Raw genomic sequence first — 20,123 nt, forward strand, 5'->3', positions numbered from 1 at the left:
CCTTCGGAGGATAGGTGACGAGATTCGACAACTATATCGAGCGAACCCGCAGTTCAAGCGTCGATGGAGTCACAGAAACATAACAGCTGCCTTGTCATAGCTTTCGCACTGAGGAACCGTGGCCCTCTGCTGCCGGGGACTCGTTTTGTACCTCGAGGATGCTCTCGACTACACTGATCGATGGCTCCCCGTGCGGCGTCATCTTGTGAACTCCCCCAGGGCCGGAAGGCAGCAAGGGTAAGCGAGCTCTGGCGGGTGCACGGGGAGTCCTTAGTTTCTCAAGGTCACAATTCCACAACTCCCCCTCCCCCATGTCAGCCCAGGTCAGGGCCTAACTCAGCGGTGAGAAATGAGCCTTTCGCGAGGATTTCGCCCAATCCTTTAATACTTTCGTGATTTGGCATCACTAACATGGTCTGCAGCTCTCATCCCTTTGCTCGAACGAGGATCCCTGTTTTGTCACCCAAGAAGATTCACGGGGCGGTTGCTGCCCTTTCGGCACTCGCTCTGCTCACGGCCTGCACCCCCTCAGGCTCCGACCCCGACGCCACTCGCAACGATGCGAAATCGGCCGAGGCCCCCGCCGAGCCGGTGTTCCGGGTCGCCAGCGTCTCTGAAGACGACGCTGCACAGTCATCTGCTGAGGGTGCGTCCTCTGAGACTTCGGACCCCACCTCGTCGTCCGCACCCACCAGCACTTCGGCGCCGACTTCGGAACAGATTGGCGAAGTAGTCGAATCCGGTGCTGAGACAGACGCGTCACCCGGTGAGCGCATCAGCCTCAGCGTCGAAAACGCTTCGCTGAGCGACATCTCGATCACCGAGTCCGACCATCCCCGCATCAAATCAGACCCAGGTGTCTTCTTCGACACCGCCGGGACCGCACTCAAAGCAGCAGACCAGAGCAAGAAGTCATCGGACACGGCAGAGTCCAGCACAGCCACCAGCACCGAAGACGCGAAGAAGGACTCGGCCGAGGACAAGCACTCGGTGACGGCTCCAGACGACGCAGCGGCCTGGCTTTCGGCCTACGATCTCGTCGCTGACAGCACATACGAGCTCTCGGCCACAGCCACCTCGGCGGAAGGAGAGGAACACGAGTTCACTTCTACGGTCAACGTCTCGGCCGGCGATGCCTCGCCGATGTCCGTGCGCACGACCCTCTCCGACGATCAGACCGTGGGCGTCGGCGCCCCGATCATCCTCAGCTTCGGCTCCACCGTGGCCAAGAAGTACCGTGACGACGTCGAACACCGCCTGTCGGTCAAGGTCACTGACAAGGACGGCAAGAAGCGTAAGGTCGAGGGCTCCTGGGCGTGGCTGCCCGACGATCCGCAGTCACGGCTGCACTTCCGCCCGAAGGAATTCTGGCCCGCGCACTCGAAGGTCTCCGTCGACGTCCCGCTGAAGAACGTCCCCACCACCGCCGACACGGTCGGCCAGAATGACCTCACCCTCGATTTCGACATCGGCCGCAAACAGGTCGTCAAGGCCGATGCCAAGTCGCACCGCATGGTCGTGACCCGCGATGGCAGAGAAGTGATGAACTTCCCCGCCTCGCTCGGCGCTGCGAAGTCTCCGTCCTACAACGGAACCCATGTGGTCATGTCGAAGGCCGCGGACTACACGATGACCTCCGAACAGTGGGACTACGAAACCGATGTGCGCTGGGCCGTGCGCATCCACAACAACGGCGAATTCATCCACGCAGCGCCCTGGTCGACAGGGGTCCAAGGATCGGCGAATGTCTCCCACGGCTGCGTCAACCTGTCGACCGAACGGGCCAAGCAGTATTACGACTCAGCGATCTTCGGCGACCCCGTCGAGATCACCGGCTCGGACGTCAACCTGTCCACCTCGGCCAGCGACATCTCCGACTGGGTCTATGACTGGGATGACTGGAAGAAGCTGAGCGCACTGGACTGATTCGTCCGGTGCGCCCACCGACTGCCGTCTCGTAACGTTCTATTTCTTGACGTTCTTGGCGGCCTTGTCGATAATCGGCACATAGCGCTTCAGCGTCCAGGGGACGGTGAGCGGATTGATGATCGATGAGGCGGTGACGAAGGCTTGGTCTTCGGGAGTGACGACTGCGCCGGACTTGATTGCCGGAATGTTGGAGTACACGCTCTGTGATTCGATCTCCTTCCTGCTCTTCTCATCGGAGTAGAACGTGAAGATGAGATCGGAGTCGTTGAGCTTGTCGGCGTTCTCGAGACCGATGACAGCGGAGTCCGTGCCCGGCGCGTCGTAGTCTTTCTTGAGTTCCTCAACGACAGGATCGGGAGTCAGTCCCAGCGCCGAGACCATCGCCACCCGCTGCTCGTTGGGGTAGAAGACGCCGAGTGTGCCGGGTCCGTCATTGTAGATATAGGAGAACGTGAGCCCCTTGTATTCGGACCGCTTCGCCTCGGAGAGCTGCTTCTTGATGTCGTCGACGAGCCCCTCGGACTCCTTCTCCTGCCCCAGCGCCTTGCCCACGGTCGTGATCTGCTCATCCCATTTGATGGTCCACGGCTGCTCAGGGTAGGCGACGGTGGGGGCGATGGCATCGAGCTGCTTGTACTGATCGGCGGTGATGCCAGACCACGGAGCGAGGATGACATCGGGTTCGAGCTCGGCGATGGCTTCGACATCGAGCTCGGTATCTCCCTGGAACTGCTTGGGCAGGTCGTCGCCCTTCTCCTTCACAGCCTCATGGATCCACGGCATGTAGCCGGTGTCGTCACTGCCCCAGGCGTATTCCTCCATACCCACGGGTGTCTTGCCCAAGGCAATGGCGGTTTCAGTCGACCCCTGACCGAGGGTGACGACGCGTTCAGGCTCGTCCTCGATGACGGCCTTGCCCAGTGCATGGTCGATCGTGACGGTCTGGAAATCACTTGAGCCGGACTTCGCAGAGTCTCCCGAGTCTTGGCTGCACGCGCTCGCGCTGAAGGCGAGCGTAACGATGGCGCCAATGGTTATGGCTCGGCGAGAGAGATGAGCTGACATTCCTGCCCTTTCGACTGTGGGGATCGTGGTCGACCCCTCAACATGAACATAGGACAGCCTAACTTAACCCTATAGTGATGGTGCAACTCGACCACGTGCCGAAGCAAGTCGGTCGGGTCTGCGGTGACTCGTCTGCTCAGAGCAGAAACTCGTGCCACAGTGGCCGATCGCTCCTAGGATCGCAGCATGGAACCTCTTCGAGTCACGGACAGAAACGGCGATCGGGCCCCGGCACTGCTGTGGCGGGAGACCCTCGGGCGGGTGCTGCGGCTGCGCCGAACCGACCTGGCCTTGACTCTGGCGCAGGTGTCACGGCGTTCCGGAGTCTCGACCCAGTACCTGTCCGAGGTTGAACGTGGTCTCAAAGATCCGTCGTCCGAGGTCATCGAGGCGATCGCAGTGGTCCTCGGCCTCGCACTCCCCCAGGTTCTCGTCCTCGCTGCGACGTCGCTGACGACAGCTGCGCCCGCGTTCCCGGTGAGCGGGCTTCCGAGTCCGCTCACCGGTAGGGCGCAGCTCTCGCTCGCGGCCTAATCGCCTCGGACTGTCGATTCAGTTCGCTGGGGAATCGAGCCGGTTGGCTCGCAGCACTTCGAGTCGGCCCCTGTACTCGGCCTCGTCGATGTCACCTTGGGCGAAGCGCTCGGACAGGGTTGCCTCCGCGCTCTTCGTCGACCCGAAACGACCGTATCCGTCTGCCCAGGGTGGTCCCCCGACTCGGCGCCAGCGACGTCGGTTGAGCGTGATGATGAGGGTGACGACCAATCCGATGATGAGCACCCAGAAGATGGGGATGAGGAAGAAGAGCGGCCAAGCCGCGGGTCCGTGTTCCATGTGCATGATGCCTCCTTGTCAGGAATCCACGGCGATCGTGGACATGACATCCATCTTTCGCGCTCGGCCGCCTCGGCGAATCCCCCATCGGGAGTCACTTCACGTACTCGCTGCGGATGAGCGCCGACTGCCCACGCAGCCGGCGACTACTGCTCGCGCGCCCAGCGCCTATCCCCCGTGCAGCCATCCGGGTGAGACTAGCCCGCACTCGTAGGCGAGGACGACGAGGTGGACCCGATCGCGTGCGGCGACTTTGCTCATGATGCGCGAGACATGGGTCTTCGCCGTCAGCGGGGACAGCACCAGTCTGGCTGCGATCTCGTCGTTCGACAGCCCTTGGCCGACGAGGGCGAGCACCTCGCGCTCTCGTTCGGTGAGAACGTCGAGGTTCTTCGTGGGACCGGACCGCAGGCCCAGGGACATCCTGGACAGCAGATACTTCGTCACCTCGGGCGAGAGCAGCGCCTCACCCTCGGCAACAACGCGCACCGCCCGGATCAGGTCGACCGGCTCGGTGTCCTTGAGCAGGAATCCGCTGGCACCCGCCCTGACCGCGCGCACGATGTATTCGTCGAGGCCGAAGGTCGTCACGAGCACGACACGTGCTTGGTCGAGACCGGGATCGGCGGCAATCTGTTCGGTGGCCCACAGCCCGTCACCGTCAGGCATCCGAATGTCCATGAGGACGACGTCGACCGGCGTCGTTGTCAGCTTCTCCAGCAGCTCTTCCCCGCCGGAGGCCTGCACGAGCACGTTGATGTCCGGTTCCGCATCCAGCAGCGAGGCGAAGCCGGCGCGGACCAGCTGGTGATCATCGGCGATCGCCACTGAAATATCGGTCATGCCTGAGCCTCCGAATTTAGTCTTCCGTGTCCGTCCATCCAGGGCAGGCGAACGCTGATGTGCGTGCCTTCCCCGCGTGCCGAGGTGATCGTGAAGGTTCCGTGCAGAAGTTTCGTCCGCTCCTGCATCCCGATGAGGCCGGTCCCCGTGCCATCGCCTTCTTCGAAGGTCGCAGTGTCGGTTCCGTTGCCGTCATCGCCGATCTCGATGCACAGAGATGAGTTCTCGCGCGAGATTCTGACACTCGCGTGGGTGGCGTGAGCGTGGCAGACCACATTCGTCAGCGCTTCCTGCACGATCCGGTATGCGGCCGCATCGGCGGCATTGCCCGGGTGCTCACGGGTTCCGTCGGCCTGGCGTTCGCGCTGGTCATCGAGGTGGATGGCGGGATGATCGCCCATTGCCGTGACGAGTGCCGGCAGGTCGTCAAGCCCCGGCACGGGGGCCAGCGGCTCGCCTGCGTCGGCACTCGCGGTGTCGGTGCCAGTGCCGGCGGCTTCGGTGGCATCGCCGCCGGTGGCATCGGCAGCGTCGGAGCGCATCGTGTGGAGCACGGAGCGGACCTCGTTGAGCCCGGTTCGGCTGAGTTCCTTGATGGCGGCGAGCGCGCGTCTGGCCTGGTCGGGGTCACGGTCGATGAGGTACTCGCCCACACCTGCCTGCACATTGATCTGGGACAGGGAATGTCCGAGCACATCGTGGAGATCACGGGCGATGCGCAGCCTCTCGGCGGTGATCACTTCGAGATGCCGGGCTTGCGCTTCCTCTGCCTCGATCCTCCTGCTTTCGCGTCTGCGCCGGACGAAAGCACCGAGACCCAGGGTGATGAGCAGGCCCATGGTCGCTGAGGCGACGCGTCCCACCGACCAGTCGATTCCGAAGAAGGGCGCCAGAAGGAGTGCGCCCACCCACACGCCAGCTGCGGCGGCGATGGCCCAGATCTGGCGACCACGAACCATGGCCGCCACGAGAGCGAAAAGGAATGCCGCGTAGAACGGGGTCATCTCGGGGCCGGTGAGTCCCTGCGCCCACATGCCGCCCGGTCCGGGCTCTGGCCAGGGACGATTGCTGGGATCATGGGTCCATGCGCCGGGAATGTTGGAGCTGGCCAGTGCGGCCCAGCTGACGATGTCGAGGAGAGTCAGTCCGGCGATGATCGCCGCTCTCGGCCCGGGCCAGCGAACGCAGAGCAGGAAGATCGCTGGGGAGAGCAGAGCCACCGCGACCCGGACACTTCCGGCAGTCGCATCAGCACCATCGTGGGCGGCCATGAACACAGCGAAGGGCAGTTGGAGCAGCAGGGCCAGGGCACTCAGGGCTGCCAGGCGCAGACGAGTTCGGCGCAGGACACGTCGACTGGGACCGTTCGCCTCGGCGGGTACATGCCTGGATCGGCTCATCCTCTGATCGTAGTCACTGGAGAGGGATTCGGCGTCGTCCCACGGGAGTATCCGAGCGGTCTTCTCCCGGAGTACACCCGCACCGGCGCAAACCGGCCCCGGATCAGCTCAGAGAATCTGATCGACGAGGCCGAATTCTCGAGCCGCCTTCGCGTTCAGAACAAGGTCTCGGTCGAGGTCCGTATGGATCTGCTCCACGCTACGCCCGGTCCCCTGCGCCAACATAGCCTCGACCTCACGGCGCTGCCGGGCGATCTCATCAGCAGCGACGATGAGATCCGGGATGGCCCCGCGGGCACCTTCGGTGTGGGGCTGGCGCAGCACCGCCCGAGCATGTTCGAGGATCGAGCGCTGTCCAGGCTCTCCTGCCGCCAGGAGCACCGCGGCATCGGCCACTGCCTGCCCCACGCAGATGGTCGCCACGGGCGCACCGATGTGGCGCATCGCGTCATAGATGGCGGTCATGGCCGTCAGGGATCCGCCGGGAGAATTGATATACAGCTGAATCGGCAGTTCCCGGCTGCTGGCCTCTAAATGGAGCAGCTGGGCGATGACCGTGTTGGCCACACCGTCATCGATCGGCACACCGAGGTAGATGATGCGGTTGCCCAAGAGGTGTGAATAGACGTCGACGATCTTCTCGTTGCCGTCTGAGCGGTCAACGACGTTCGGGATCGTGTACTGGCTCATGGCGCCCCGATTCCGCCGCGCAGATCGTCCGGTAAGTCGACGATGCGATCGATGAGACCGTAGTCCAACGCCTGTTCGACGGTGAACCACCGGTCGCGCAGGGAGTCTTCGAAGATGCGGTCATAGGACTTTCCCGTCGCCTCGGCGATGCGATTAAGGACAGAATCACGAACGTTGCGCAGGTCCCCGGACTGCAGTTCGATATCGGCCGCGGCTCCCCCGATCCCCGACGATCCCTGGTGCAGGAGGATCCTCGCGTGAGGCAGGGCGAGCCGTTTGCCGGGCGTGCCCATCATGAGCACGAACTGCCCCGCCGAGGCGGCCCACCCGAACGCCACCGTGATCACGTCGTTGGGCACAGTCTCGATCACATCGGCGATCGCGTGCATCATCGGCACCGACCCGCCGGGCGAGTTGATCCACAGGTGGATGTCACTGTGCGGGTCCTCGGCGGAGAGGAGGATGAGGCGGGAGATGATCTCCATCCCGTTCTCATCGCGCAGCTCCCCGTTGAAGACCACCGAACGGTAGGCGTAGAGCATTCTCTGGGATTCGGGGATGGACGTGGTCGTCGGGGCGTCCTCATCGTCGCTCCACCTCGGCGATGGCTGGGCGGGTCGGCTATGGACATGGCTGGTCGCGATTCGTGTGTTCATGGCACCACTGTGGCGCTCGTTGTGCCTGACCGGAAGATGTTTCTGCTCCGAGCGGGAATGCGCCGCTGTGAGCGGACGAGGAGCTTATGACCCCGGCGGCGGTGTGCTGCCGTGATAAAATCGATTGACGACTTCAGACTATTTGAATGGAAGGCCGACCGGAATGCTGCTGAACCTGTGGATGACAGTTCAGTTCATCGTGGTGCTCCTGAGCACCGATGCCGATACGGTCATTCCCCAGTCGTCCATGCATCTGATCGTCCTCGTCCTGCTGGGTGCCGCACTGCTGTCGCCGGTGGCACCCTGGGCGGCAAAGGCTCTCGTCAGGGTTCTGTCCCTGGCTCCCCACGGTCCCTGGATGCGGCATGAGCGGACCGATGTTCGCCAATTCCGCATGCCCGAGGAACCTGGAACTCCGGGCACCGCTCAAGCCAGAGCCCCCTCTTTCGTCGTTCGCTCCTTCGCCTGAACGACGATGTGATCACCGTGCCCTGAAGCACGGACCCGACGTCACTCCTGCTGCCTCTATAAGAGAGCCCGCCCGTGGTGTCGCCATGCGTCGTTCTGTCACTGAACCCCCATGACGACATCACGATTGCTGCACTTCGCTGCACGGCCGAGTTGCCTGCACCGGCAGCGCCCAGGAGGGCCCTCACCATGAACATCTACGCATTTCCACCCATCGAACTGCTCGTCAACGCCGCCTATTGGGTCGTCACCTGGCTGACCGCCCTGCTTGATCCCCTGGCCGGCACCGCGAGCGCGGCACTGGCCATCGTGGTGCTCACGCTCGTAGTCCGCGCCGTCCTCATCCCGGTCGGGCTGTCCCAGGTCAAAGCCGGAATCACCCGGCGTCGACTGGCCCCGAAGATCTCCGAACTGCAGACCCGCCACAAGAAGAATCCCGAGCTCATGCAGCAGAAGATCATGGAACTCTACAAGGAGGAGAAAGCCTCCCCGATGGCTGGCTGCCTGCCCGTGCTCGCACAGATGCCTGTACTCATGGCCGTCTACGGGATCTTCATCCAATCCACGATCGGCGGGCACGCGAATGAACTCCTCAATCACTCCCTGCTTGACATCCCCCTCAACGCCGGCTTCGTCAGTCTCCTGCGGTCCGGGGATCTGACAGCGGTCTCGGTCGCGGTCTTCGCGGTCATCGTCGTCGTCATCACCGTCGTTGCCGCCTTGTCGCGGCATCTGCTCACCCCCGATATGCCGCAGACACCGCCTGCCCCGACTTCCGGTACGGACAAGCCTGCTATGCCGGACCTGTCCGGAATGACCAAGGTCTTAAGCTTCATGCCGTTCATGACCGCTGTCATCGCGCTCTTCGTCCCCCTGGCGGCCACGCTCTATCTGATGACCACGACAACATGGACCTTGGCAGAACGCCTCGTGCTCAACCGTGCCCTCAAGGTCAATGTGAAGGGCGACGATGAGCGGGAACTGCAGAATTCCGCCGGCTGAATGTGGAGTCTGGGAGTGTGTGCGTTCAGCCTCATGACATAGCATCGCCGGCATGAACGTACGAAACTTCAGCGGCAGGCACGAGGAACTCGCACGCCGCCTGGTGGACGAACATGGTCATACGTTCGCGGCCGAGGCGGGGATCACGTTGCGCGACAAACCCGCTCCCCTGTGGCAGCTCCTCGTCCTCAGCCTGCTGCTGTCGACTCGCATCAGCTCCGATATCGCACTCACCACCTCCCGGGAGCTCCTTTCCATGGGATGGAGGACGCCGCAGCGTCTGCGCCAGAGCACATGGCAGCAGCGCGTTGATGCTCTGGGACGAGGAGGTTACCGACGCTATGACGAAAGCACAGCCACCCGCCTGGACGAGGCTGCCGCACTGCTGCTGACTCGGTGGGATGGCGACCTGCGGAGACTGCGCGAGGAAGCCGGTGGTGACCCGGCTCGGATCTCGAAACTCCTGCAGGAATTCACCGGGATCGGTCCCACCGGAGCCAGCATCTTCCTCCGCGAAGCACAGCAGGTGTGGACCGAGCTGCGACCCTACACCGACAAACTCGTCCTCAAGGGCGCCGCAGCAGCGGGCCTGCCAGACGATGCGAAGGGACTGGGTGAGTTGGTCGCGGGCGACGAATTCGTGAACCTGGCAGCGGCACTCGTGAGAGTGGCTAGGGAGCCAGGCATCCTCAGCGACTGACTCGGGGCGACCGGCTCACTGTCGCACGCCCACCTGGCAGACGCTCACAAGACAGTAGAAAGCCCGGGCCAGAGATTGTCTCCTCTGGCCCGGGCCTTCTTTCGTGCAGGTGGTCGCCTTATGCTGCCACGGGAACCTCGGGGATTCCCGCGATCACGCGCAGCTGCCCGTCTTCTACCGTGGCGCTGACGGTTCCACCCTCGGACACTGCCTCATTGACGAGGAGGTCTGCGATGCGGTCGTCGAGCTCACGCTGGATCACACGGCGCAGCGGACGGGCACCGAACTCGGGTTCGTACCCGGTGTCGGAGAGCCACTCCACAGCAGCCTCGGACACCTTCAGGCTGATGCCCTGTTTGGCCAGACGCTGCACCGACTGCTCCAGCTGGAGACGGACGATGACGGCCAGCTGCTCACGGTCGAGGCGCGAGAACATCACCGTTTCATCGATCCGGTTGAGGAACTCGGGACGCATGAACTCCTTGAGCTTGCCCATCACCTTCGCACTCAGGTCCTTCTCGGTGACCTTCGCGTCGGTGGAGCTGAAGCCCAGCGGGGTACTGCCGGCCATGAACTCGGAGCCCAGGTTGCTCGTCATGATGATGACGGTGTTCCTGAAGTCCACGGTTCGGCCCTGACCATCGGTCAGACGACCGTCGTCGAGGACCTGGAGCAGCAGGTTGAATGCGTCCGGGTGCGCCTTCTCGACCTCGTCGAGCAAGATCACCGAGTACGGCTTGCGCCGGACCTGTTCGGTGAGCTGGCCGGCCTCGTCGTAACCGACGTAGCCGGGAGGAGAACCCACCAGACGTGAGACGGTGTGACGCTCGCCGAATTCGCTCATGTCGAACCGGATCAGCGCCGACTCGTCGTCGAACAGGGTCGCAGCCAGAGACTTCGCCAGCTCCGTCTTACCTACACCGGTGGGGCCCAAGAAGAGGAAGCTGCCTATGGGACGGTTCGGGTCCCCCATACCCACCTGCGACCGACGCACGGCCTTCGACACCGCAGTCACGGCATCGTTCTGGCCGATGACGCGACCGTGGAGGATCTCTTCGAGTCTAGACAACTTGGCTTTCTGCCCCTGAGTCATGCTCGCCGCCGGAATTCCGGTGGCTCGGGACACGACCTGTGCGATCTGGTCGGCGTCGACGACGCTGGGCTTGGCGTCGGCCCTAGCCTGCACCGCACTTTCGTCCGGGTTCTCTGCCGCATGCAGCTTCTCCCCCAGGCTCATGATCTCGTCGCGCAGTTCCCCAGCACGCTCATAGTTCTCTTCGCCGATCGCGGTGTTCTTCTCGGTCTCGAGGCGTTCGATCTCTGCACGCAGAGCCTTGGCATCGACCTTGGGTCCGCGCTTCAGCGACAGTCGGGCACCCGCCTGATCGATGAGGTCGATTGCCTTGTCCGGCAGGAACCTGTCGTTGATGTAACGATCGGAAAGTTCCACCGAGGCGCGGATCGCCTCGGGTGTGTAGGTCACGTTGTGGTGCTCGGCGTAGCGGTCCTTGAGCCCGTCGAGGATGGTCACTGCATCCTCGATGTTGGGCTCTCCGATGCGCACCGGCTGGAACCGACGTTCGAGAGCTGAGTCCTTCTCAATCGTCCGGTATTCCTTGAGCGTGGTCGCACCCAGCAGGTGCAGATCTCCGCGGGCCAGTCGGGGTTTGAGGATGTTGCCGGCGTCCATCGAGTTGGATTCGCCATTGCCGCCGGCTCCGACGAGGGTGTGAAGCTCATCTACGAAGACGATCATCTCGCCGTCCTCGGCGATTTCGTCGAGCGCACCGGTCAGGCGCTCCTCGAAGTCACCGCGGTAACGGGTTCCCGCGAGCATTCCCGGCAGATCGAGTGCGATGACGCGTTTGCCGGAGAGCTGCGCCGGGATCTCACCGGCGTGGATGGCCTGCGCCAGTCCTTCTGCGATCGCGGTCTTGCCGACACCGGCCTCACCGAGGAGTACCGGGTTGTTCTTGGTGCGGCGGGCCAAGATCTCGATCGTCTCCTGGATCTCCTCGGCACGTCCGATCACCGGGTCGAGTTCACCGTCTGCTGCCAGCGCCGTGAGGTCCGTGCCGAATCGCTCGAGCATGGTCTCGTCCGGCTGGCCTGCGCCGGGCCCGCCTTGTGGGTCACCGGCTTCGGCGGCTTCTGCTCCGGCCTGCAGTCGTTCCTGTGTCACGCCCGCCTGGGCGAGGATGCGACCGGCAGGCATCTCGTGGTTGAGCACGAAGGCGAAGAACAGGTGCTCCGGGTCGACGTAGGTCGAGCCGAACGCCCGCGCCACTTGGTAGGCGTCGAGGAGCGCACGCTGACCGGAACCGGTCAGAGTCAGTGGGCCCTCGGGCTTTGTGCTCGAGGATGCTGGCAGACGCTCTTCCACGGCATGGGCGACCTGCTCGGGGTCAGCGCCCGCTTGACGGATCGCTGAGACACCGGGTTCGGTCTCTGCCATGGTGCGCAGAATGTGCAGGGCGTCGACCTCTGCCTGACCGTGCTCTCTGGCATAGTCAGCGGCGTTGTCGATGACCTCGTGGCTGCGTTTGCTCAGCAGCTTGTTGATGTCGACGCTGCGCCCCTTGCGCGCGCCCTGCTGTCCCTGCAGAAAACGGGCAAGGAACTCGTCGAATGAATCTCCGCCAGAACCGGCGGATCCGAAGAACGTAGCCAATCTGACCTCCTGTCGAAAGTTGAGCCTATACGACTCAATCAACGACGAAGGGGGCGGTCTTATTCCCGCAGCGACTCTGCGATCTGTGTCTCAGCCCTTCGAGGGCCACCCGTTGGGTTCACAGCCCTGCAGGCCCTTGGTCTGCTGCTGCATGAGCGGGGCGGTCTTGCCTGAACCTGGGCAGGATTCGTGGCTGTGTCCCAGGGCGTGGCCCACCTCATGGTTGATGAGGTACTGACGGTATTGGGTGATGTCATCGAACTCATCGGTCGCCGAGACCCAGCGCTTGGCGTTGAGGATGACACTGTTGCCGTTGCGGCAGGAGAGTTTGCCCAAGGTGCGCAATGGCAGGCACATCGAATCCACGGTGTCGGGGCTGGCAATGGAGATCATCGCGTCCTGGCCCTCATCGACCATTTCGATGGACACATCATCAAGGTCCTGCCAGCCGCGTTCGTCCTGCAACGTCTTGATGATGAATGCCGCGGCCCCGTCGACATCGATCGGAAGATTGTCTTCAACCCGCAGCGCGACCTTGAAAGTTTTGCCCTCGTCACGGTTGGGCCCTGTCTCCTTCTTCGGGCGGTCCCACTCGCCGCTGCCCTTCATATCGATGTCACCTTCGCTGACACCGGCGGACCCAGCCGATTTCGCGGCCGCAGCGGCAGACTCTGCTGCGCTGGGTGTGCTCGGCTGACTCGATGCACTCGGCGTCGAGGTTTCGCCTGCCGCGACGGTTTTACTCTCGGAAGGGCCGGGGCGTGTCTCCTGCCCCGAGTCGGGTGCGCAGGCGCTGAGCCCGATGAGCAGAGACACCGCAACCACCGCCGAGGCGGCTCGCCGCTGACCGGATGCGATCAGTCGGCGTGATGCGGGCTGGGGGCGCAGTGAAAGGCGGGGAGGTCTCGACACTCTCACGAGTCTAGCGCTCCCTCTCCGCCCATCGACCAGATTCGTCGTTCAGTCGATCCTCAGAACTCGAGGACACCGCTGGGACCGCGCAGGCGTGCATGCAGTCGGTGTTCGCTGCCTTCGACAATCTGGGTATCGTCGGCACCGAGCACCTCGAGGGCACGGCGGGTCGCCTCGGCGTCCGGGGATTCGATGGAGAACTCTTCGAGCTCCACCGTCGGCAAGGCCGCCTCGGCGGGGTGGGCCGATTCGCCCCAGTCGATGAGGAAGGGCTGAGTGCCCTTGGCCGGCAGCGGAGTCCTGGAGGTCAGCCGCCATTCCAGCAGCTCTCCCTCGGCGGTCTCCCGGGACATATCGCGGACCTCGCCGAAGTCGATTCCCTCGGTATTGGCACCGGCGACCTTCGCGAGGAATGCGTGCGGATGGATCGCCCAGGTCTGCAGGGTCAGGCCCTCTGCAAGGTGCGCGTCGAGTGGCAGCGTGCCGTCTGCCGGTGGCGTCTGCTGCGGGTCCGGGCCCAGGATCTCGAGGTAGGTGTGGGCGTCGGCGGGCCCGCCTGCAGTGGTGAGACCGACAAGATAGTTCGCGGTTCCTCGGCCGGGATGACACCCACCGGCGACGGCGCGGACTCCGGTGAGGCGCTCGAATTCAGCGACCCCGGCTTCGAGCTCGGGCACCGTGATGATGAGGTGGTCAAGATTGGCGGGAATCGTACTCAGATCGTCCATGATCCACCAGGACCTTTCAGTGTGGCGTGCAGGGCTTCTGTGACGCCTGCTTCAACCTCGATGGTAGCCCCCAAGGATCGCAGAACTCTGGATGTTGTGTCTACATCCGTACTCGTCGCCCAGAACCGCTCGAGGCTGACCACAGGCATCGGCTGCCGCGCGGGATGCGGAGAACTCTTCCAGTCGATGAGGAACGGCTGGATTCCTCCCAGCGCCAGTGGATTGCGCCTCGTCAGCCTCCAGTCGAGAAGCGCGCCTTCAGGGGTGCGGCGGGTCATGTCATGCACCTCGCCGAGGTCGACCCTCGGTTCGCTCGAACGCTCGGCTGACCGCGGGGAACGTGCGCACGAAGTCACGACTGCGTCGAAATCGGGCGGGTGGATCGCCCACCGCTGCACCGTGGGCTCGGTGATCCCCGCCAAGCGCGAGGCGGCAAGGGCTGGGTCCTGCTCGGGGTCGGGCCCGAGGATCTCGAGGTAGTTGTCGCGGCGAACCTCAACCTCGAGGCCGAGCAGAGCATTCGCCGTACCCAGACCCGGATGGGCCCCGCCGGGAATAGCCTTCACCCCGAGGGAGTTGCTATATTGCTCAACACTTTCGGCGAGATTCGGCACGGCAATGACGAGATGATCAAAATCGGGAGGCAACAACATGACTCAATGTTAAGCGATCGGATTGACTGCCAGCATGCCGATGCGCTTAACTCAAAGCATGCAGACACCCCCAGAGGCCCGAATGCTGTGGCGCCGGCTTCACATCGACCTCAAAAAGGTCACCAGCTCCAATTGTTGAGCTATATCGACGATTAGTTGAGCGATCTGAAAAACAGGCCCACCCCAATCTCGGTTTCATCTGCACAAAGGACCACATTCCATGACGGACCTCCGTCCCTCCACCTCGGCGAGCCCCGGGCGCACCTACGGCCGCCGCAATTTCCTCAGCCTCGGACTGGGTTTGGGCACCATCATCACGCTCAGCGCGTGCATCCCCACCGACAATGCCCCATCGGCCCAGGATGGCCACCCGGTGCAGGGCGGGGTCCTCACGTACTTCGAGCCCCAGACGTGGACACTGCTCTACCCGCCCTCGGTCGGGTTCTATCCCAACGGCGGCATCATGAACAACATCTCCGCACGATTGCTGTGGCAGGACCCGGAAACCCTCGAACTCCACCCCTGGCTGGCCACGGAGCTGCCGGAGATCAACGAGAACGCCACCGAGTTCACCTTCACCATCCGTCGGGGAGTGACCTACTCCGACGGTTCGGCGCTGACGGCGAAGAACGTGGCGAAGAACTTCGACCTCTTCGGACGAGGCGACGAGGCACGCACTCTTCCGGTCTCCGAGCAGATCTCGAACTACGAGCGCAGCGAGGTCCTCGGTGAGAACACGGTCCGCTTCCACTTCAGCGCCCCTTCCCCCGGCTTCGCGCAGGCGACATCGACGATGAACGCCGGCCTGCTCGCAGATTCGACGCTGGGACTCGACGCCGAGGGCTTCGGGCCCGGAGGCGCCACCGGAATCCACACCTGCGGGCCCTTCCACATCACCGAGGAGACGATCGGCACGAAGCTGTCCGTGCGGGTCCGCGAGGACTACGACTGGGCGCCACCACACCTGAAACATCAGGGACGAGCCCACCTAGACGGCATCGACTACCTGACCAACAACGAGTACTCGGTACGCATCGGCGCCGTGCTCTCCGGACAGGCCGACGGTGTCCGCGACGTCCAGGCCCCCGACGAATCGCGGGTGACCGAGCAGGGTCTGCGCCTCTACGCCAAGGCCACGAACGGCATCAACAACAGCATCAACTTCCGGTTCCGGCACGAACTGCTCTCCGACCTCAAAGTCAGGCAGGCGATCATCTCCGCCGTTGACCGGCAGGAGATCGTCGACAAGCTCTTCACCCCCAACTACCCCTTGGCGACCGGGCTCCTGGCCAAGGGCGCCATGGGCTACAAGGATCAGTCGGGATCGTGGGTCCACGATCCGAAGGCGGCGAACCGACTCCTCGACGAGGCCGGCTGGGCCGAGCGCAATGCCGCCGGTTTCCGCATCAAGGACGGCCAGATCCTTCAGCTGTCCGTCAACATCGCCCTGCCGCAGCCACGCTCGAATGAGGTGCAGACGCTCATCCAGCAGCAGTTGCGCCACGTCGGCGTACGTCTGTCCATCAACCCCGGCGACCAGTCCAAACAGACCCTGGATGCTCTCGACCTCGATACGATCCAGATCTACCATTCGATGGTCGCCCGCGCGGACTTCGACAATCTGCGCTCGAACTACTCCTCAGTCAACCGTGACGTCTTCCTCAACGGCAAGGACCGCGATGACGCCGCCGATGAGAGCATCGACCCCGAGATCGACCGGTTGTTGGACGAACTCGCCTCGGAACCCGTGACGAAGAAGCGGCAGAAAGCCGCAGAGAAGGTCCAGGACTACCTCGTCGAGAACGCCTATGTGCTGCCGTTCTTCGAAGAGCCCCAGGTCTTCTCCTTCCGTCGCCGGGTCAACGGATTCGCGACCGAACCGGTGGGCCGCCCCGACTTCTACAGCACATGGTTGGCAGGTCAGAAATGATCCTCGATATCCGTTACTTCTTCCTGCGCCTGGGCCAGGCTCTGCTGGTCCTGTTGCTGGCGTTCACGGCCGCCTTCATCCTGCTCAGCCTCATCCCCGGCGACGGCGTCACCGCCCGATTCGCGGATCCAGCGCTGGGTCTCTCGCCCGATCAGATCGCAACGATCCGGACCGAGACCGGGGCCGATGAATCGTGGATCAGCCGCTACTTCCTCAGCCTCGGCGGGTTCCTCACCGGCAACTTCGGCTTCTCCGTCCAGACAGGTGCTGCCGTGTCGACGATCATCGCCGCGGCCCTGCCCTCGACCGCGGTGCTCGCCCTGTCCGGGTTCGTCTCCGCCCTGGTCCTGGCCGTCCTCATCGCGGTGCTGGCCACCTACGGGCCTTATCGCTGGCTGCGGAGGTTCCTCGACTCGGTGCCCAGCCTGTTCATCTCGATTCCCGTTTTCTGGTTGGGGATCCTGCTCATCCAGATCTTCTCCTTCCAGTTCGGCCTGGTCTCCGTCGTCTCCCCCGGCCCCGCCGAGGCGCTCGTCCTCCCGACACTGACCGTGGCGGTTCCGCTCTCGGCCCCGATCGCGCAGGTGCTCATCCGCTCCATCACCGACGTCAAGGCCTCCGGGTTCGTCAAGGTCACCGCGGCGAAGGGTGCCAGCGAACTGTGGATCCTCGTTCACGCTGTGGCTCGCAATGCGGTCCTGCCTGGGCTCACGATCATCGGTCTGGTCTTCGGTGAACTCGTCGCCGGTGCCGTGGTCACCGAGACAGTGTTCGGCCGCAACGGCATCGGGCAGATCACCGCGCAGGCAGTGACCCACCGCGACAATCCGATCCTCCTGGCCGTCGTCGCCATCGCAACCTTGGCCTACGTGATCATCAACCTCATCGTCGATCTCCTCTACCCCGTCATCGACGTGCGCCTGCGCACTCAGCCCGGGCCCACCTCGGCGGGGAAGAAGCCTTCCGACGAGCCCACCCGCCGGGCGCTGACAACGACCGCCGCCAGCGTCGGAGTCAACCTGATCTGGGATGAGACACCCGGGACGTCCACGACGAAAGGCGGGGACTCATGAGCCTCATCGATACCTTCACAGGCACCTCGGCTGCAGGCCCCTCAGCTGGGACCTCGAAGCGACGCGGACGCCTTCGCGCGAGCATCACGCCGGCCACCATCGTCTCCGCTCTGGTGCTGCTCATCGCCGTCCTGTGGGCACTCTTCCCGGGACTGTTCACCCACCATGATCCCAATGACGGAGGAACCACTCCTGCACTGTTGGCCCCGAGCCTCGACCATTGGTTCGGCACCGACCAGACCGGGCGTGATGCGTTCACCCGCGTTGTCTACGGCGCGTCCCAGTCGCTGCTGGCCGCCCTGGTGGCCGTGGGTGTGGGTCTCGTGGTGGGAACGGCGATCGGACTCATCGCCGGCACTCGCCGCGGCTGGCTCGACGATGTGCTCATGCGCTTCATTGACGTGCTGCTCTCGATCCCCGCGATCCTGCTCAGCCTCTCGATCGTCATCGTCTTGGGCTTCGGCACCATCAACGCGGCCATCGCCGTCGGCGTCACCGCCATCGCCCAGTTCGCACGTCTCTCAAGGTCAGAGGCGGTGCGGATCAACACCAGCGACTTCGTGGCTGCGGCTTACGGTTCGGGCGGCACCTTCTTATCCGTCCTGTTCCGACACATCCTGCCCAACTCGATTTCGCCCGTGCTGTCCCTGGCTGTGCTGCAGATCGGGTCCGCGATCCTCCAGATCTCGACGTTGGGCTTCCTGGGCTACGGCACTCCCCCGCCTACACCGGAATGGGGCCTCATCATCGCTGAGGGCCGCAACTTCGTGGCCACCGCCTGGTGGCTGACGGTGCTGCCCGGCTTCGTCGTCATGGCCATCGTCCTGGCCACCCACCAGATCGGCAACACCCTGCGAAAGGCGACATCATGACCGAGTCCGTCCCCCTGCTGTCCGTCGAGAATCTGCGTGTCGCCTACTCACTCCGAGATGAACCTGCAGCACCAGCCGTCGATGGCGTCTCCTTCGCCGTGCGGCCCGGGTCGATGACCGCGGTCGTCGGCGAATCCGGGTCTGGCAAGTCCACGACCGCGAATGCGGCCATCGGCCTGCTCCCGGAATCCGCGCTGATCACGGGTGGGCACATCCGCCTCGGCGAAGTCCATCTGGGTTCGCTGGGGGCCAGCGCCTGGCGTGGGATCCGCGGCAGCCAGATCGGCTATGTGCCCCAGGACCCCGGCAGCTCGCTCAATCCTCTGCAGACCATCGGGAAATCCGTCGCCGAGGCGCTGCGGATCCACAAGCGCGCCGACCGGAAGTCCGCCCGTGCCCAGGTCATCGACCTGCTGGCCAAGGTCGGCATCGATCGGCCCGAGATGCGCGCCGACCAGTTCCCACACGAACTCTCCGGCGGCATGCGTCAACGGGTGCTCATCGCCTCCGCCATCGCTCTGCGCCCGCGTCTGCTCATCGCCGACGAGCCGACCTCGGCGCTCGACGTGACCGTGCAGAAGCAGGTCCTCGACCTTCTCGATGAGCTGCGGGAAGAGACCGGGATGGGTGTCCTCTTCATCACCCACGACCTGGCTGTCGCCGGTGAACGTGCCGATGAGGTCGTCGTCATGCAGTCCGGACGCGTGGTCGAGACCGGCCCGGCGGCTCGAATCTTCTCACGGCCCGCCACCGACTACACCTCACGACTCCTCGCCGACGCTCCGGCATTGAAGACGAAGTCACGCCACCGGTCTGCAGCCCCCGATGCATGCGCCGAATGGGAGGGCTCCTTCGTCTCTGTCGAGGGCCTGACCCAGGTCTATGCCCGAAACGATGACCAGGTCATCGGCGTCGACGATGTGTCGCTGAGCGTCGAACGCGGAACCACCCACGGGATCGTGGGCGAATCCGGGTCAGGGAAGACGACGACCGGCAAGGCACTGGCCGGCTTCCTCACCCCTCAGGCCGGACGGATACGCATCGGCGAATTCGACACCACCGACACGTCACGGGGCCACGGTGCCCGGGCTCGCCTCCGGGACTTCCGACGCACGGTCCAGCTGGTGCACCAGAACCCGTATTCGGCGCTGGACCCCAAGCATTCGATCAGGCAGATCCTCACCGAGCCACTGCGTAACTTCCGCATCGGGACCCGCAGTTCACTCCCTTCTCTTGTCGCCGAGGCTCTGGACAGGGTGGCATTGCCGATCGACTTCCTTGACCGGCGGCCCCAGGAACTCTCCGGCGGTCAGCTGCAGCGTGTGGCGATCGCCCGTGCCCTCATCGCGGGGCCGAAGCTCGTCGTCTTCGATGAAGCGGTTTCGGCCCTCGACGTCACCGTGCAGGCCCAGATCCTGACCCTCCTCGACGACCTTCAAGCGGAGCTGGGTCTGACTTATGTCTTCATCTCCCATGATCTCGCGGTCGTGCGCCAGATCGCTGATACGGTGTCGGTGATGTCGCGGGGGCGCCTGATGGAGAACGGACCGACGGAGGACCTCTTCGCGCGCCCGCAGACCCACTACACACGCTCCCTCCTCGCTGCGATCCCCCGCCCCGTGATGTTCCACGGCGACGGGGAGAACATCGCGAAGAATCCGACAGTGCTCGCAGCAGCAGAAAGATGAGACCCAGAC

General features: G+C 63.9%; 19 protein-coding genes and 1 other RNA gene. 10 read left to right on the plus strand and 10 right to left on the minus strand.

Features of this window, described 5'->3' with window-relative positions; translation table 11 throughout:
* Window positions 1-179: 179 nt before the first annotated feature.
* Window positions 180-275: signal recognition particle sRNA small type (ffs, locus tag BSP239C_RS05720), an RNA gene on the plus strand.
* A 181-nt stretch (window positions 276-456) separates the two neighbouring features.
* Window positions 457-1,926, plus strand: coding sequence for an Ig-like domain-containing protein (locus BSP239C_RS05725; protein WP_101570789.1), 1,470 nt, complete (start codon window positions 457-459; stop codon window positions 1,924-1,926).
* 39 nt (window positions 1,927-1,965) lie between these two features.
* Here the strand turns inward: BSP239C_RS05725 and BSP239C_RS05730 are convergent, their stop codons facing one another.
* Window positions 1,966-2,994: an iron-siderophore ABC transporter substrate-binding protein gene (locus BSP239C_RS05730; protein ID WP_101570791.1), complete on the minus strand. Its 1,029-nt coding sequence runs from the start codon at window positions 2,992-2,994 to the stop codon at window positions 1,966-1,968.
* Between the two features lie 186 nt (window positions 2,995-3,180).
* Here BSP239C_RS05730 and BSP239C_RS05735 point away from each other — a divergent pair, with 186 nt between their 5' ends.
* Complete coding sequence (locus BSP239C_RS05735) at window positions 3,181-3,528, plus strand: helix-turn-helix domain-containing protein (RefSeq protein WP_101570793.1); 348 nt, start codon at window positions 3,181-3,183, stop codon at window positions 3,526-3,528.
* Window positions 3,529-3,546: 18 nt separating this feature from the next.
* Here the strand turns inward: BSP239C_RS05735 and BSP239C_RS05740 are convergent, their stop codons facing one another.
* From BSP239C_RS05740 to BSP239C_RS05760, 5 genes are all read right to left on the minus strand, one after another.
* Window positions 3,547-3,834, minus strand: a complete 288-nt coding sequence (locus BSP239C_RS05740; RefSeq protein ID WP_101570795.1) for an SHOCT domain-containing protein — start codon at window positions 3,832-3,834, stop codon at window positions 3,547-3,549.
* A 162-nt stretch (window positions 3,835-3,996) separates the two neighbouring features.
* On the minus strand, window positions 3,997-4,671 hold the full coding sequence (locus tag BSP239C_RS05745) for a response regulator transcription factor (protein ID WP_101570798.1): 675 nt from the start codon (window positions 4,669-4,671) through the stop codon (window positions 3,997-3,999).
* Window positions 4,668-6,071, minus strand: a complete 1,404-nt coding sequence (locus BSP239C_RS05750; RefSeq protein ID WP_101570800.1) for a sensor histidine kinase — start codon at window positions 6,069-6,071, stop codon at window positions 4,668-4,670. Before BSP239C_RS05750 ends, BSP239C_RS05745 begins: the two co-directional genes overlap by 4 nt.
* Window positions 6,072-6,179: 108 nt before the next feature.
* Complete coding sequence (locus tag BSP239C_RS05755) at window positions 6,180-6,761, minus strand: ClpP family protease (protein ID WP_101570801.1); 582 nt, start codon at window positions 6,759-6,761, stop codon at window positions 6,180-6,182.
* Window positions 6,758-7,417: a ClpP family protease gene (locus BSP239C_RS05760; protein WP_101570803.1), complete on the minus strand. Its 660-nt coding sequence runs from the start codon at window positions 7,415-7,417 to the stop codon at window positions 6,758-6,760. The genes BSP239C_RS05755 and BSP239C_RS05760 overlap by 4 nt, the downstream gene beginning before the upstream one ends.
* 163 nt (window positions 7,418-7,580) lie before the next feature.
* On the opposite strand from BSP239C_RS05760, the gene BSP239C_RS05765 reads away from it, so the two are divergent.
* The 3 genes from BSP239C_RS05765 to BSP239C_RS05775 all read left to right on the plus strand — a co-directional run bounded on the left by BSP239C_RS05765 (window position 7,581) and on the right by BSP239C_RS05775 (window position 9,587).
* A complete protein-coding gene (locus tag BSP239C_RS05765; RefSeq protein ID WP_101570805.1) occupies window positions 7,581-7,886 on the plus strand; it encodes a hypothetical protein in 306 nt (101 codons plus the stop codon).
* A gap of 188 nt (window positions 7,887-8,074) precedes the next feature.
* Window positions 8,075-8,887: a YidC/Oxa1 family membrane protein insertase gene (locus BSP239C_RS05770; RefSeq protein WP_101570807.1), complete on the plus strand. Its 813-nt coding sequence runs from the start codon at window positions 8,075-8,077 to the stop codon at window positions 8,885-8,887.
* 52 nt (window positions 8,888-8,939) lie between these two features.
* A complete protein-coding gene (locus tag BSP239C_RS05775; protein ID WP_101570809.1) occupies window positions 8,940-9,587 on the plus strand; it encodes an endonuclease in 648 nt (215 codons plus the stop codon).
* A gap of 118 nt (window positions 9,588-9,705) precedes the next feature.
* Here BSP239C_RS05775 and BSP239C_RS05780 read toward each other — a convergent pair whose 3' ends face one another.
* From BSP239C_RS05780 to BSP239C_RS05795, 4 genes are all read right to left on the minus strand, one after another.
* Window positions 9,706-12,258: an ATP-dependent Clp protease ATP-binding subunit gene (locus BSP239C_RS05780; RefSeq protein WP_101570811.1), complete on the minus strand. Its 2,553-nt coding sequence runs from the start codon at window positions 12,256-12,258 to the stop codon at window positions 9,706-9,708.
* A gap of 90 nt (window positions 12,259-12,348) precedes the next feature.
* Window positions 12,349-13,170 carry a DUF3152 domain-containing protein gene (locus tag BSP239C_RS05785; protein WP_257930097.1) on the minus strand — a complete coding sequence of 274 codons (822 nt, stop codon included), beginning with the start codon at window positions 13,168-13,170 and terminating at the stop codon, window positions 12,349-12,351.
* Between the two features lie 59 nt (window positions 13,171-13,229).
* Window positions 13,230-13,898 (minus strand): VOC family protein, encoded by a 669-nt coding sequence (locus tag BSP239C_RS05790; RefSeq protein WP_101570815.1) that lies wholly within the window; start codon window positions 13,896-13,898, stop codon window positions 13,230-13,232.
* Window positions 13,886-14,551 carry a VOC family protein gene (locus BSP239C_RS05795; protein ID WP_101570817.1) on the minus strand — a complete coding sequence of 222 codons (666 nt, stop codon included), beginning with the start codon at window positions 14,549-14,551 and terminating at the stop codon, window positions 13,886-13,888. Before BSP239C_RS05795 ends, BSP239C_RS05790 begins: the two co-directional genes overlap by 13 nt.
* Before the next feature lie 220 nt (window positions 14,552-14,771).
* Between BSP239C_RS05795 and BSP239C_RS05800 the strand changes: the two genes are divergently transcribed.
* Genes BSP239C_RS05800 through BSP239C_RS05815 form a run of 4 tightly spaced genes read left to right on the plus strand, consistent with a single transcriptional unit; the run spans window position 14,772 to window position 20,114 of the window.
* Window positions 14,772-16,481 (plus strand): TIGR04028 family ABC transporter substrate-binding protein, encoded by a 1,710-nt coding sequence (locus BSP239C_RS05800; RefSeq protein ID WP_101570819.1) that lies wholly within the window; start codon window positions 14,772-14,774, stop codon window positions 16,479-16,481.
* Window positions 16,478-17,554: an ABC transporter permease gene (locus BSP239C_RS05805; RefSeq protein WP_101570821.1), complete on the plus strand. Its 1,077-nt coding sequence runs from the start codon at window positions 16,478-16,480 to the stop codon at window positions 17,552-17,554. The genes BSP239C_RS05800 and BSP239C_RS05805 overlap by 4 nt, the downstream gene beginning before the upstream one ends.
* Window positions 17,551-18,426 carry an ABC transporter permease gene (locus BSP239C_RS05810; protein ID WP_101570823.1) on the plus strand — a complete coding sequence of 292 codons (876 nt, stop codon included), beginning with the start codon at window positions 17,551-17,553 and terminating at the stop codon, window positions 18,424-18,426. Before BSP239C_RS05805 ends, BSP239C_RS05810 begins: the two co-directional genes overlap by 4 nt.
* Window positions 18,423-20,114: an ABC transporter ATP-binding protein gene (locus tag BSP239C_RS05815; RefSeq protein WP_101570825.1), complete on the plus strand. Its 1,692-nt coding sequence runs from the start codon at window positions 18,423-18,425 to the stop codon at window positions 20,112-20,114. The genes BSP239C_RS05810 and BSP239C_RS05815 overlap by 4 nt, the downstream gene beginning before the upstream one ends.
* The last annotated feature ends 9 nt before the right edge of the window (window positions 20,115-20,123 follow it).

Source organism: Brevibacterium sp. 239c, from assembly GCF_900169365.1.
Taxonomy (GTDB): domain Bacteria; phylum Actinomycetota; class Actinomycetes; order Actinomycetales; family Brevibacteriaceae; genus Brevibacterium.